The organism is Tardiphaga sp. OK245, from assembly GCF_900108575.1.
Classification (GTDB): Bacteria; Pseudomonadota; Alphaproteobacteria; order Rhizobiales; family Xanthobacteraceae; genus Tardiphaga; species Tardiphaga robiniae.
Window position 1 is genome coordinate 315,545 of record NZ_FNWZ01000004.1, and the last position, 14,270, is coordinate 329,814.

A 14,270-nucleotide genomic window follows, 5' to 3' on the forward strand; every position below is an offset into this window, starting at 1 on the left:
CATGACCACACTGCGTTTCGTCGAGCGCTTGCGCGACCTCACCGGACATGTCGACGTCGTCCTCAGCGATATCTGGGGCGTCGTCCATAACGGCCTCGAGTCCTTCCCCGAAGCCTGCGAGGCGTTGCATACGTTTCGCGCCAATGGCGGCACGGTGATCATGATCACCAATGCGCCGCGCCCCGCCGACTCCGTGCAGCGACAGCTCCGCAAGCTCGGCGTCGCTGACGACACCTATGACGCCATCGTCTCGTCCGGCGACCTCACGCGCAATTTCGTCGCCGGCCGGCCGGGTCAGGCGATGTATCTGATCGGACCGGACCGCGACAGTTCGATCCATCGCGGCCTCGATGTGAAGCTCACCCCACTCGAACAGGCCGACTACATCGTCTGCAGCGGATTGTTCGACGACGAGACCGAATCCGCCGACGACTATCGCGACATGATGAGCCAGGCGCTGGCGCGAAAGCTGACGCTCGTATGCGCCAATCCCGACATCATCGTCGAGCGCGGTGACCGCTTGATCTACTGCGCCGGTGCGGTCGCCGAACTCTATCGCGAGATGGGCGGCGAGGTGATCTTCTACGGCAAGCCGCATCGGCCGATCTACGATCAGGCCATGGCGCTGGCCAAGGCGAAGCGCGGCAAGGACACGGCGCTGGATCGCGTGCTGGCGATCGGCGATTCCGTGCGCACCGATCTCGCCGGCGCGCATGCCTATGGCATCGACCTCTTGTTCGTCACCCGCGGCATCCATGCCGGCGACTTCGAAGGCATCGAACAGATGGGCGCCTCGGAAGTGAAGGAACTGTTCGGCCATCCACCGAAAGCGCTGATGCGTGAATTGAAGTGGTGAGCTGAGGCGACTTCTCCCTCCCTCAAGCGCGGCGAAGCCGCGCGCAGCGGGGAGGGTGGCGCGTTTGAGAGCGAAGCGAACAAACGTGACGGGTGGGGTGCCCCACGTGAGGGCGTCGCTCGTGGCACCCCCACCCCGGCCTCCACTTCGTCGATGCTGCGCATCGCCTCGTTCGGCCGACCCTCCCCGCAAGGGGGAGGGATGCCACAAACGCCTGTGCGTCGTTGCGGATGTGAATTTCAAACAGCCACTGCTCTTCAGACATGCGTCATCGCCCCCATTGTTTGCGGCGCGGGGGCGCCGTCGTGGTTTGCATTCCCACCCTCTTGTGAGAGGGCGTGCGGAACGCCGGGTGCCCGTTGCACCCTTGGGCCTGATGCGAATGCGGTCTTCCGCATGGATAATGCATCAGGACTTTCGGAGGCGCCGAGCGATTGCCCGGCGTTCCGCATGCGGTGTTTTTTCGGTTGCTTGCACATCTGCCATGGCGAACGGTCCCATCACCAAAATTAATGTCCCAGGGCGGAGGGACAGGGTAGCCGCAAAGCACTTGGCCGAACGCGTTTCGATTTGGTCGTCCGTCACACTGTCCAGGGTCTGTCCATCCCAAGGTCGGCCGTGTCCTTGCCAGTGGCAGTGCTGGCGCAGATCCGTCCTGCCCGAAGACAGACGTTCCCCATGAACCGCGTGACGCCGCATCTCCGGCGTCCACCGCATCCCACCCCGCGAACGTGACGATCGCGATCGCCCCTCTCGGTGGGGCAGGACAGAGGGGAATATAAACCTGATGGGGATGCTGTCAATGAGAGATAGGAAAAAATGTTCGGGTACCCTACACTGTCATTCCGGGGCGCGAGGAGGCGCCGAAGGCGGCGTATCGCGAACCCGGAATCCCGACATGTTCAGCGCAAAACACTCTGAGATTCCGGGTTCGCACTTCAGCGGCTCTGCCGCTTACGTGCGCCCCGGAATGACGAGTGTGGATCGAGATTCCCCGCCACTCGAATTGGAGTGGCTGAAGTTCGCCTGCGCGTGACGTCGTCGCATTCCGACGCCCCAGAATGACAGGGGGAGCCAAAATGCAAAATGCCCGGCACAAGGCCGGGCATTGCGAAATTCGAAAGCTCTGAGCGAAGCTGCGCGGCTTACGCCGGCACGGTGTCCGGGAACACGGCTTCGATCTTGGTCTTCAGCGTCGCCGCGTTGAACGGCTTGACGATGTAGTTGTTCACGCCGGCCTTCTTGGCGGCAATCACGTTCTCGGTCTTGGATTCTGCCGTGATCATGATGAACGGGGTCTGCGACAGGTTCGGGTCGGCGCGGACTTCCTTGAGCAGGTCGTAGCCCGTCATCGGCTCCATGTTCCAGTCGGAAATCACCAGGCCATACTTCTTGGTACGCATCTTTTCCAGCGCCATCGAACCATCGCTGGCATCGTCGATGTGTTCGAAACCAAGCTGCTTCAGAAGATTGCGAATGATGCGGATCATGGTGTTGTAATCGTCCACCACCAGCACCGTCATCGACAAATCAACCGCCATCTTCATTCCCCCTGAGGCACGATACGCAAATGCAAAAAATGATATTTGCCGTCAGGCAAACCGTTCCAACCGGGATTGGCGAGTATTGCTGTCCGCGGCCCGGAGCCAGAATTAGCAGGGTGGGTTAAATTTCCAGTTAACCGCCCCATGGCGCGAAATTCGTCAAATTCGAGAAGAAAGCCGATTTTACCTTCGCTTGACTTCGACGTGGTGGGCGCGCCACGGTCCCTCACCCGCCAAAACCACCAACGAATCCAATCATGACGACTGCTTTCAGCGTGATCCGCGACACAACGCCCGCCAATGCCATCCCGCGCGGATGCGTCGTGGCAATGGGTAATTTCGACGGCGTCCATCTCGGCCACCGCGCCGTCATCGGTGCTGCGTTACGCATGGCGGAACTGCATAAAACAAGCGCTTTGGCGGTGACCTTCGAGCCGCATCCGCGCAGTTTCTTCAGCCCGAACACGCCGCAGTTCCGGCTCTCCGACGAAGCCGCCAAGCTGCGCCTGCTGGCGGGAACCGGCCTCGCCGGCGCCGTCGTGATGACCTTCGACAAGGGACGCGCCAGCACCACGGCGCAAGACTTCATTCACCACGATCTCATTGAGCGTCTCGGCATCAGCGGCATCGCCGTCGGCTACGACTTTCATTTCGGCAAAGGCCGCGTCGGTTCGCCCAGCCTGCTGGCCAACGAAGCGCCACGCCTCGGCATCGAGGTCGACATCCAGCCGCATGTCGATATCGATGAGCGCCCGGTGTCTTCGACGGCCATCCGCATGGCCTTGGCTGAGGGCCAGGTGACCGAGGCCACCGAGATGCTGAACGGGCCGTGGTTCATCACCGGCGAAGTGATCCACGGCAAGAAGCTCGGCCGCGACCTCGGCTATCCCACCGCCAATATCCGCCTGAATAACAATTGCGGCCTCAAGCACGGCATCTACGCCGTGCGGGTCGGCCGCGGAAACGAGCGCTTCGACGGCGTTGCATCCTTTGGCCGGCGCCCGACCTTCGATAACGGCGCGCCTTTGCTCGAAGTGTTCCTGTTCGACTTCAAGGGCGACCTTTACGGCCAGGCACTGGACGTCGCCTTCATTGCCTTCATCCGCGATGAAATGAAATTCGAGGGCATCGAACCCCTGATCCGCCAGATGGACGACGACAGCGCCAAAGCGCGGGCCGCGCTGGCGGCTGCGCCGGATGCGTTTCCGAAACTGGGAGACATCGACTGACCAGGACCGAAAAGCAGAAAATGCTCGCCGGCGAACTCTATCGCCCCGGCAGCCCCGAACTGGTCGCTGACGAGAAGGCCAACAAGGCCTGGCTCGCGAAATACAACGCGCAGCTGGACCGGCCCGTGGCCGAACGACGGACGTTGCTCGCCGAGCATTTCGGCAAGGTCGGCGCCGACTGCGTGATCCGGCCGCCGTTCTTCTGCGACTACGGCTACAACATCCATCTCGGCGACAACGTTTTCCTGAATTTCAACTGCGTGATCCTGGACATCGTCGCGGTCTCCATCGGCGACCGGACGCAAATCGGCCCGGCCGTGCAGATCTACGCCGCCGACCATCCCCGCGACGCCGAGACCCGCCGCAACGGACTGGAATTCGGCCGGCCGGTCAAAATCGGCGCCGATGTCTGGATCGGCGGCGGGGCCATTATCGTGCCCGGCGTCACCATCGGTGACGGCGCCGTGATCGGCGCCGGCAGTGTCGTGACCCGGGACGTTCCGGACGGCGCCACCGTGGCAGGTAATCCAGCCCGGGTGATTGGCAAACGGGGCTAATCCGACCCTTTGCGATCGTCTCCCCGGCTGCTATTGAGTGCCGGATGTCTGCACGGCGCCCCATCATAAGCATTATCGGCCCGGCTTCCGCCTGAGCTTCGCTCGGCGCAAGACCGGGACCGTCCAGTTTCATCGCGTTTTCACGCGTTTCAGCGCCATTCGAGCAAGCCAGAGCCATTATGTCCGACAAGCCCGCCAAATCTGATACCCACGACTATTCCAAGACCCTCTATTTGCCGCAGACCGAATTTCCGATGCGCGCCGGTCTGCCGACCAGCGAGCCGAAAATGCTGGCGCGCTGGAACGAGATCGACCTCTACGGCAAGCTGCGCGAGACCGCGAAGGGCAAGCCGAAATTCGTGCTGCATGACGGCCCGCCCTACGCCAATGGCAATATCCATATCGGGCATGCGCTCAACAAGATCCTCAAGGACGTGGTGACCAAGAGCCAGCAGATGCTGGGCTTTGACTCGAACTACGTGCCGGGCTGGGACTGTCACGGCCTGCCGATCGAGTGGAAGATCGAGGAAGAGAACTACCGCTCCAAGGGCAAGGTCAAGCCGAACTTCAAGGACGGCGCGGCGATGATCGCGTTCCGCCAGGAATGCCGCGCCTATGCCAACAAGTGGCTCGACATCCAGCGCGAGGAATTCAAGCGACTCGGCATCATCGGCGACTGGGCCGGCCGCTACGCCACCATGGACTATTTCGCCGAGGCGCAGATCGCGCGCGAGCTGATGAAGTTTGCGGCCAATGGCACGCTGTATCGCGGATCGAAGCCTGTGATGTGGAGCGTGGTCGAGAAGACCGCGCTGGCCGAAGCCGAAGTCGAATATGAGGACTACACGTCAGATGCGGTGTGGGTGAAATTCCCGGTCGCCGCCGAGTTCGGCCGGCTCGCCAAGGCCGCGGTGGTGATCTGGACCACCACGCCGTGGACGCTGCCGGCCAACCGCGCCATCTCGTTCTCCAGCAAGATCGCTTACGGCCTCTATGAAGTCACCGAGGCGCCGGAGGATAACTGGCTGAAGACCGGCGATCTGCTGATCCTCGCCGACGCGCTGGCCGAGAGCGTGTTCAAACAGGCGCGCGTCACGTCATGGAAGAAGAGCAGCGAGCTGTCGTCCGACATCCTCGAGGATCTGGAATGCCGTCATCCGCTCAAGGGTCTCGCCGGCGGCTATGACTTCATCGTGCCGCTGCTCGACGGCGATCACGTCACCGACGATACCGGCACCGGCTTCGTGCATACCGCGCCAAGCCATGGCCGCGACGACTTTGATATCTGGACGTCGAATGGCCGCCAGCTCACCGAGCGCGGCATCGCCACCACGATCCCCTACACGGTCGACGAGAACGGCGCGCTGACCGAACAGGCGCCGGGCTTCGCTGGCACCCGCGTGATCAACGACAAGGGCGAGAAGGGCGACGCCAACGAGGCCGTCATCAAGGCGCTGGTCGAGCGCGGCATGCTGGTGGCGCGTGCGCGCCTGAAGCATCAATATCCACATTCCTGGCGCTCGAAGAAGCCGGTGATCTATCGCAACACGCCGCAATGGTTCATCGCGATGGACAAGGACATTTTGGAAGTGAACGCTCCCGGCAAGCCGGGAGCTATGGCGGACGACGGCAAGGCGAAGCCCGGTGACACGCTGCGTCACCGTGCCCTCGAAGCCATCAAGGTCACGCAATGGGTGCCGGCCACCGGCCAGAACCGCATCAACGGCATGATCAACACCAAGCCCGACTGGGTGATCTCGCGCCAGCGCGCCTGGGGCGTGCCGATCGCGGTATTCGTGCGCGAGAAAGGCGACGGCTCCGCCGAGATCCTGCAGGACGAGGCCGTCAACAAGCGCATTGCCGACGCGTTCGAGAAGGAAGGCGCCGACGCCTGGTATGCCGAAGGCGCGCGCGAACATTTCCTCGGCTCGCTTGCCAATGAGGAGTGGAAGAAGGTCGACGACATCTGCGACGTCTGGTTCGACTCAGGCTCCACACATGCCTTCGTGCTCGAAGACCCCGTGCACTTCCCTGGCCTTGCCGGCATCAAGCGCAAGGTAGAGGGCGGTGCGGACACCGTCATGTATCTGGAAGGCTCCGACCAGCACCGCGGCTGGTTCCAGTCGTCGCTGCTGGAGAGCAGCGGCACCCGCGGCCGCGCACCGTTCGACGTCGTGCTGACCCACGGCTTCACGCTCGACGAGAACGGCCGCAAGATGTCGAAATCGATCGGCAACACCATCGAGCCGCAGAAGATCATCAAGGACTCCGGCGCCGACATCCTGCGCCTGTGGGTCTGCGCCACCGATTATGCCGACGACCAGCGCATCGGCCCGGAGATCATCAAGAACACCATCGAGACCTATCGCAAGCTGCGCAACAGCGTGCGCTGGATGCTTGGCAGCCTCGCGCATTTCCGCGACGAGGATCGCGTCAAGGCCGACGATATGCCGGAGCTCGAGCGCTTGATGCTGCATCGTCTCGCCGAGGTCGACGGTGTTGTGCGACAGGCCTATGCCGATTTCGATTACAAGACCGTGGTGGCCACGCTCGCCGCCTTCATGAACACCGAATTGTCGGCCTTCTACTTCGACATCCGCAAGGACACGCTGTATTGCGACGCGCCGTCGTCGGTGACGCGCAAGGCGTCGCTAACCGTGATCGACTACCTGTTCCGTTCGATCGTGACCTGGTTCGCACCCATTCTGAGCTTCACCGCCGAGGAGGCGTGGCTGTCGCGCTATGGCAGCAGCTCCGTGTCGGTGCATCTCGAACCGTTCCAGAAGACGCTGCCGGCATGGCGTAACGAGGCGCTCGCCGCGAAGTGGGAGACCATCCGCAATGTGCGCCGCGTCGTCACCGGCGCACTGGAAGTGGAGCGCGCCGCCAAGAACATCGGCTCGTCGCTGGAAGCCTCGCCGCTGGTCTATGTCACCGACAAGGCGATCTTCGCCATTCTGGCCGACGTCGATCTGGCCGAAATCTGCATCACCTCGAATGCGATGCTGACCAATGCCGAAGCGCCCGCACGCGCCTTCGCGCTGAACGACGTGCCCGGCGTGGCCGTGGTGGTCGAAAAGGCCGTCGGCACCAAATGTGCGCGGTCGTGGAAGATCCTGCCGACGGTGGGCGAGGACAAGGAGTATCCCGATGTTACCCCGCGCGACGCGCAGGCACTGCGGGAGTGGAAGGCGCTGGGAGTGGCTGTTTGAAACCAGCCGTCCGCTCCGGGCTGATCGCAGCCATCGCCGTCCTGATCCTCGATCAGGCGACGAAGCTGTGGCTGCTCTATGCCTTCGATCTCGGCCATCGCGGCGTGGTCCCGGTCACGCCGTTCTTCGATCTCGTCCTGGCCTGGAATACCGGCATCAGCTACGGCTGGTTCTCCGATTCCGGCCCGACCGGCCAGGTCGTGCTGGTGGCCATCAAGGCAATCGCGGTGGTGGCGCTGGCCGTCTGGATGGCGAAATCGGAGACCAAACTGGCCACGATCGGGCTGGGGCTGATCATCGGGGGCGCGATCGGCAATGCCATCGACCGGTTCGCCTATGGCGCCGTGGTCGATTTCGCCCTCCTTCACGTGGAAATCGCCGGCAAGACCTACAACTGGTACGTGTTTAACCTTGCCGATGTCGCCATTGTTGCCGGTGTAGCGGCCCTGCTGTATGACTCTTTCTTCACGGTACCCGCCGCAAAAGCGCCCTGATCCCAGCCGATACGCAAGGCCAAGGGCGATACCAGCGGAACCGCAGCAGGTTTTTTCGGATTCTTGCCGATCCGCCAGATATTTGAACAGGATGAACACGATGCGCGAGACCGAAACCGGTTGGGCTCTGCACACTTCATCGGGCGCCTGGATGCGCGCCCTGCGCCTCACCGCCGTTGCCCTCAGCGTTGGTCTCGTGATGTCCGCAGGCGCCGCACGCGCCCAGGATGCCGAGGAAGAAGACCAGCCGTTCGAGCAGAAGGTCATCAAGCAGATCATGACCGGTCTCGGCGGCACCAATATGGAAAACACCGGGATCGACTACCGTGAGCGCTCGCCGCTGGTGGTCCCGCCGAAGATCGACCTGCCGCCACCGGACGCCAAGGGCCCCGCGCCTGTCGCCAACTGGCCGAAGGATCCGGACGTGCAGCAGCGCCGCGCAGCCGCCGCCAACGCCAAGACTGGACGTCCGGAAGAAGTGCTGGAAGCCGCGCGTCCGTTGACCCCGCGCGAGATGGCGCCGAAGCGCGCACGTGGCGCCTCGTCCGCCGTGGACAATTCCTCGCCAGGCGACCCGAACAAGAACATCGTGCTGAGCCCGAAGCAGCTCGGCTATGAGGGTGGCCTGTTCAAGAACATGTTCGGCAGCAACAAGGGTGAGACCGCCGAATTCAAGGGCGAGCCGACACGCGAGTCGCTGACCCAGCCGCCGGCCGGTTACCAGACGCCTGCCTCGGGCTATGCCTATGGCACCGGGCCGAAGGAAACCATGAAGAACGATTACAACATCAACCCGATGACGGGTAAGTTCTGATCGCAGCGCTCCCTTTGCGCTGCCATTCCAAAGACGTCCTTTCACTGCGATCAGCCTGCACGCGCGGATATGTCCCGCGCGATGGCTTGGTCACGCCTTTTCCCATGCTTTGGAGCTGCTAGCCCCGCCATGACCTCTTCATTCCGACTTGCAGTACGATCCGTCGCAGTCGTCGCTGTGCTGCTGGCTCCCGCCCTCGCCATATCGGGCGCCCGCGCGCAGACGGTGACGGCGAAGCCGCCAACCACGTTCAAGCTCGATAACGGCATGCAGGTCGTGGTGATCGAGGATCACCGCACGCCCGTCGTGACGCAGATGATCTGGTACAAGGTCGGCTCGGCCGATGAGACGCCGGGCAAGTCAGGCCTCGCGCATTTCCTCGAACATCTGATGTTCAAGGGCACCGCGAAACATCCGGTCGGCGAATTCTCGCAGACCGTGCAGCGCGTCGGCGGCGAGGAGAACGCTTTCACCTCGACCGACTACACCGGCTACTACCAGCGCATCAGCAAGGACCAGCTCGGCAAGATGATGGAATTCGAGGCCGATCGCATGACCGGCCTCGTGCTGAAGGACGAGAACGTGCTGCCCGAGCGCGACGTCGTGCTGGAAGAATACAACATGCGCGTCGCCAACAGCCCGGATGCCCGGCTGTCCGAGCAGATCATGGCCGCGCTCTATCTCAACCACCCCTATGGCCGCCCGATCATCGGCTGGCATCAGGAGATCGAGAAGCTCGACCGCGAGGATGCGCTCGCCTTCTACAAGCGCTTCTATGCCCCCAACAATGCGACGCTGATCATCGCCGGCGATGTCGACCCGGCGGAGATCCGCCCGATGGTGGAGCGCACCTATGGCGTGGTCCCGGCGCAACCGGCGATCCCCGAACGCCGCATGCGCCCACAGGAGCCGACGCCCGCCGCGCCGCGCACGGTGACGCTCTCCGATCCGCGTGTCGAACAGACAAGCCTGCGCCGCTACTATCTGGTGCCATCGGCCACCACCGCTGCGGCCGGCGAGAGCCAGGCACTCGATGTGCTCGGCCAGTTGATCGGCGGCGGCGCGAACTCATATCTCTACCGCGCCCTCGTCATCGACAAACAGCTCGCGATCAATGCCGGTGCCAGCTACCAGGGCACGGCACTCGACAGCGCACAGTTCATGATTTCAGCCTCGCCGAAGCCGGGCGCTGAATTCGCCGATATCGAAAAGACCATCGACGCTGTGATCGCCGACCTCGCAACCAACCCGGTGCCGGCTGCCGACCTCGAACGCGTCAAGACGCAGCTTGTCGCCGAGGCCACCTATGCGCAGGACAGCCAGGCCTCACTGGCGCGCTGGTACGGCGCGGCACTCACCACGGGCCTCAGCGTCGAGGACATCCGTAGCTGGCCCGATCGCATCAAGGCGGTCACTGCCGAGCAGGTGCGCGCAGCCGCGCAGACCTGGCTCGACAAGAAGCGCTCGGTCACCGGCTATCTGATCAAGGATACATCTGCGCCGAAGCGCGAGGAGAAGCGGTCGTGAGCATCATCTTCAACGCCGGCCGCCTCGGCATTGCCGTCGCCACCGCCTTCTCACTCGTCACCCTGACGGTGACGCCATCTTTCGCCGCCGCCAAGGTGCAGCGGCTTGTGACGCCGGGCGGCATCGAAGCCTGGTTCGTGCAGGATGCAACCGTTCCCCTGATCGCCATGGAATATGCGTTCGGTGGCGGTGCGGCACAGGATCCGAAGGATAAATCCGGCACTGCGAACATGGTGGCCAGCCTGATGGACGAAGGCGCGGGCGATCTCGATTCCACGACCTTCCGCGATCGCATGGAACGCCGCGCCATCGAGCTCAACTTCAACGCCCAGCGCGATTACCTGCGTGGCTCGCTGCGCATGCTGAAAGAGCATCGTGACGAGGCGTTCGACCTCGCCCGCCTTGCTTTGACGTCGCCACGCTTCGATGCCCCCGATGTCGAGCGCATCCGCGCGCAGATCCTGTCCGGCCTGCGCCGCGAAACATCGAACCCGAATTCGCTGGCGACGCGCAAGTTTCTGCAGGTGGCATTCGGCGACCATCCCTATAGCCGGCCGTCCAACGGCAGCCTGACCGACGTGCCGACCATCAATGTCGATGACATCAGGGCCTACAAGCAACGCATCGTCGCGAAGGACACGCTGAAGATTGCCGTGGTCGGCGACGTCGACCCCGACACGCTCGCGACATTGCTGGACAAGACCTTCGGTGGCCTGCCCGCCAAGGCGACACTGACGCCGATCCCGGAAGTCACAGCGGCTAAGCCGCCGCAGAAGGAATCCGTGACGCTGGACGTGCCGCAGACGGTCATCACCTTCGGCAGCCCCGGCGTCAAACGCGACGATCCGAACTTCATGGCCGCCTATATCGTCAATCACATCCTCGGCGGCGGCACGCTGTCGTCGCGGCTGTATCACGAAGTGCGCGAGAAGCGCGGCCTGGTCTATTCCGTCAGTGGTTCGCTGCTGTGGATGCAGCATTCCGGCATCTATATCGGCAGCACCGCGACTCGCGCCGATCGCGCCACCGAGACGGTCGATACCGTGACCAGCGAAGTCAAACGCATGGCCGAGCAGGGTCCGACCCAGCGCGAGCTGGATGAGGCCAAATCCTATCTCAAGGGTTCGCAGATGCTGGCGCTCGACACCTCGTCGAAACTGGCCGGCGCACTGCTGCAATACCAGCTCGACAGACTGCCGATTGATTACATCGAGAAGCGCAATGCCGTGGTCGATGCCGTGACGCTGGACCAGGCCAAGGCGGCAGCGAAGAAGCTGTGGGCAGATGGCCTGCTGACCGTCGTCGTCGGCCGCGCGCCGCAGGCGGCCGCAGCGCCGGTAGCCCCGGCACCGAAGGCCAACTGAGGCGCCGCCGTGCGGATCGCGGTGATCGGTGCCGGCGCGGTTGGCTGCTACTACGGCGCCAAGCTGCTGCGCGCCGGCCATGACGTGACATTGGTCGGACGCCAGATCCATGTCGATGCCATCAATGCGCACGGCCTTCGGTTCGAGAGTGCCGAGTTCGACGGTTTCATTCCGGCGAAGGCGGTGACGCAGATCACCGATCTCGCGCCGCCGGATCTCGTTCTGTTCGCCGTGAAGTCCGGCGATACGGACAGCTCGGCAACAGCGCTGAAGCCTGTGCTCAAGCCCAACTCCATCGTGCTGAGCCTGCAGAACGGCGTCGACAATCCCGAGCGCCTGCGCGCCATCCTCAGCCAGCCGGTGATCGCTGCAGCCGTCTATGTGGCCGCCGAGATGCCGGGGGCCGGTCATGTGAAGCACAATGGCCGCGGCGAACTCATCATCGGCGCCTCGTCCGAGAGCGACACGCTGGCGAAGCTGCTGTCCGACGCCAGCGTGCCGACCACCGTCGCCGGCGACATCGACGCGGTGCAGTGGTCGAAGCTCATCAACAATTGCGCCTATAATGCATTATCGGCGGTGGCCGGGATTGCCTATGGCGAGATGTTCAAGGTCGAGGGCGTGCCTGACATCGTGACCGATGCCGTTACCGAGTGCCTGGCGGTGGCGCGCGCCTGCGGCGTATCGCTTCCCGCCGACCTCCTGGACAAGACGCTCGCCCTCGCGGCCAGCATGCCGCTTCAACAATCCTCGACGTCGCAGGATCTCGCGCGTGGCAAGCCGTCGGAGATCGACTTCCTCAACGGCTTCATTGTCCGGAAAGGCGCCGAGCACAGCATTCCGACGCCGACCAACCATGCGCTGCAGGTCATGGTGAAGCTGGTCGAACGCAGTGGATCGCGGCGCGCCTAGCGGCGCTTCACTGGCTTCGGTGGATCCCAGAGCCGGAAGCCGCCTTTGAACGCATTCGCGTTGTCGCCGCGCCGGATCTTGTGCGGGAGTTTGTCGAGCATCTCCACATTGCCACCGCCGAGCACCGTATAGTCGGGCTCCAGCGCAGCCGTCAGATCAGCAACGACATCAGCCACGCGCTGCCGCCACTTCTTCTTGCCCAGCCGCTTCAGGCCGGCTGCGCCGACATAATCCTCGAATGTCTTGTGACGATAGGGCAGATGACCGAGCTCCATCGGCTCGGACAGACCATCGATGATCATGGCCGCACCCAGTCCGGTGCCGAGGCCGAGAAACAGCATCCGGCCGCCATCATAGCTGCCGACCGCTTGCATCATGGCGTCGTTCACAAGCTTCGTGGGCTTGCGGAATGCCCGTTCGAAATCGAAACCCTTCCAGCCCGTGCCGAGATTGTGTGGCTCCTTGAGCGGACGATTGCCGGCCACCGGGCCGGGATAGCCGGCTGAGACGACGTCATAGCGCCAGTCTTTGGTCAGCGCCTTGACCTTGCGCACCATTTCCTTCGCGGACAGGTCCGGACCGGATTCGAATTCGCGTTTGATCCCTTCACGGCTGGTCATCACCTTCACATGGGTACCGCCGATATCGATGGTGAGAATATTGCGGGGGGTCTTGGTCATGAGACGTCCGGATTGACTGATGGTGCAACGATAAGCCTCGGCAGGGCGCCAGTTCCAGCATTGCCGCTATGTCCCGGGCATATCTTTGCGATCTGCGATCAAGCGCACGGGTGCACCAAGCAAAACGCGGTATCCTGTGCTACGGAGACAGAATGCTGCTCCGGATCACCCGCTCCATCGCCATCGACGAAGACGATATCGATATCGTCTTCGTCCGCGCGTCCGGACCCGGCGGGCAGAACGTCAACAAGGTTTCCACCGCCGCGCAATTGCGCTTCGACAGCCGCAAGCTGACGCTGCCCGAGGATACCGCGATCCGGCTGCGGACCCTCGCTGGCCAGCGCATGACCAAGGACGGCGTGATCGTGATCCACGCCCAGCGCTTCCGGACCCAGGAGCGCAACAAGGCCGACGCCATCGAGCGGCTGGTGGAGCTGATGCAGGAAGCCGCCTTCCGGCAGGCGCCGCGGCGGGCCACCAAGCCAACGCTCGGCTCGAAAATGCGCCGCCTCGACGGCAAGAAGCGCCGCAGCGACGTCAAGGCCGGCCGCGGCGGCCGCTTCGACGACTGAGCGGCGCCCACACAACAAGCCAGACCACTTTTTCAAGGAATTTCCCGATGGCCAAACCCGTTCATTCGATGATCCGCGTGCTCGACGAAGCGCGGTCATTGGACTTCTACAAGCGCGCCTTTGGCCTCGAGATTGCCGAGCGCATCGCATTTCCCGACTTTGCGTTGATCTATCTGCGCCATCCCTCCTCGCCCTTCGAGCTCGAATTGACGGTGAATTTCGACCGCACCGAGCCCTATGTGCTGGGCGACGGTTACGGCCATCTCGCGGTTGTCGTGGACGACGTGGCGGCGGAACATGCCCGCTTCGAGTGCGAGAAGCTCGCGCCCGGGCCGCTGCGCGATTTCAAGCATGAGGGCCGCACGCTGGCGCAGTTCTTCTTCGCCACCGACCCCGACGGCTACAAGATCGAGGTGATCCAGAAGGGCGGCCGATTCGCCTAAAAGCGTTTTCGAGCGACGTGGATACCGGTTCGCGTCGGGAAAACGCGTCAAAACGAAAAGCCAGAA

At 63.2% G+C, this 14,270-nt stretch carries 13 protein-coding genes; 11 read left to right on the forward strand and 2 right to left on the reverse strand.

Annotated elements, in window-relative coordinates; all coding sequences use genetic code 11:
• Window position 1: 1 nt before the first annotated feature.
• Window positions 2-856, forward strand: coding sequence for a TIGR01459 family HAD-type hydrolase (locus BLW80_RS20110; RefSeq protein WP_093759348.1), 855 nt, complete (start codon window positions 2-4; stop codon window positions 854-856).
• 1,145 nt (window positions 857-2,001) lie between these two features.
• On the opposite strand, the gene BLW80_RS20115 is transcribed toward BLW80_RS20110, so the two are convergent.
• Complete coding sequence (locus BLW80_RS20115) at window positions 2,002-2,397, reverse strand: response regulator (RefSeq protein ID WP_089263591.1); 396 nt, start codon at window positions 2,395-2,397, stop codon at window positions 2,002-2,004.
• A gap of 260 nt (window positions 2,398-2,657) precedes the next feature.
• On the opposite strand from BLW80_RS20115, the gene BLW80_RS20120 reads away from it, so the two are divergent.
• The 8 genes from BLW80_RS20120 to BLW80_RS20155 all read left to right on the forward strand — a co-directional run bounded on the left by BLW80_RS20120 (window position 2,658) and on the right by BLW80_RS20155 (window position 12,509).
• Window positions 2,658-3,629: a bifunctional riboflavin kinase/FAD synthetase gene (locus BLW80_RS20120; RefSeq protein WP_093759349.1), complete on the forward strand. Its 972-nt coding sequence runs from the start codon at window positions 2,658-2,660 to the stop codon at window positions 3,627-3,629.
• Window positions 3,626-4,186, forward strand: coding sequence for a sugar O-acetyltransferase (locus tag BLW80_RS20125; RefSeq protein WP_093759350.1), 561 nt, complete (start codon window positions 3,626-3,628; stop codon window positions 4,184-4,186). Before BLW80_RS20120 ends, BLW80_RS20125 begins: the two co-directional genes overlap by 4 nt.
• A gap of 179 nt (window positions 4,187-4,365) precedes the next feature.
• Window positions 4,366-7,398, forward strand: coding sequence for an isoleucine--tRNA ligase (gene ileS, locus BLW80_RS20130; protein WP_093759351.1), 3,033 nt, complete (start codon window positions 4,366-4,368; stop codon window positions 7,396-7,398).
• Complete coding sequence (gene lspA / locus BLW80_RS20135) at window positions 7,395-7,892, forward strand: signal peptidase II (protein ID WP_093759352.1); 498 nt, start codon at window positions 7,395-7,397, stop codon at window positions 7,890-7,892. Before ileS ends, lspA begins: the two co-directional genes overlap by 4 nt.
• Window positions 7,893-7,992: 100 nt before the next feature.
• A complete protein-coding gene (locus tag BLW80_RS20140) occupies window positions 7,993-8,706 on the forward strand; it encodes a hypothetical protein (RefSeq protein ID WP_089263592.1) in 714 nt (237 codons plus the stop codon).
• Between the two features lie 129 nt (window positions 8,707-8,835).
• Window positions 8,836-10,233 (forward strand): M16 family metallopeptidase, encoded by a 1,398-nt coding sequence (locus BLW80_RS20145; RefSeq protein ID WP_093759353.1) that lies wholly within the window; start codon window positions 8,836-8,838, stop codon window positions 10,231-10,233.
• Between the two features lie 29 nt (window positions 10,234-10,262).
• A complete protein-coding gene (locus BLW80_RS20150; RefSeq protein WP_502688625.1) occupies window positions 10,263-11,597 on the forward strand; it encodes a M16 family metallopeptidase in 1,335 nt (444 codons plus the stop codon).
• 9 nt (window positions 11,598-11,606) lie between these two features.
• Complete coding sequence (locus tag BLW80_RS20155) at window positions 11,607-12,509, forward strand: ketopantoate reductase family protein (RefSeq protein WP_093759355.1); 903 nt, start codon at window positions 11,607-11,609, stop codon at window positions 12,507-12,509.
• On the opposite strand, the gene BLW80_RS20160 is transcribed toward BLW80_RS20155, so the two are convergent.
• Window positions 12,506-13,189: an ROK family protein gene (locus BLW80_RS20160; protein ID WP_093759356.1), complete on the reverse strand. Its 684-nt coding sequence runs from the start codon at window positions 13,187-13,189 to the stop codon at window positions 12,506-12,508. The genes BLW80_RS20155 and BLW80_RS20160 overlap by 4 nt on opposite strands.
• Window positions 13,190-13,344: 155 nt before the next feature.
• Between BLW80_RS20160 and arfB the strand changes: the two genes are divergently transcribed.
• A complete protein-coding gene (gene arfB, locus BLW80_RS20165) occupies window positions 13,345-13,761 on the forward strand; it encodes an alternative ribosome rescue aminoacyl-tRNA hydrolase ArfB (protein WP_093759989.1) in 417 nt (138 codons plus the stop codon).
• A gap of 47 nt (window positions 13,762-13,808) precedes the next feature.
• A complete protein-coding gene (locus tag BLW80_RS20170; RefSeq protein WP_093759357.1) occupies window positions 13,809-14,204 on the forward strand; it encodes a VOC family protein in 396 nt (131 codons plus the stop codon).
• Window positions 14,205-14,270: the final 66 nt, after the last annotated feature.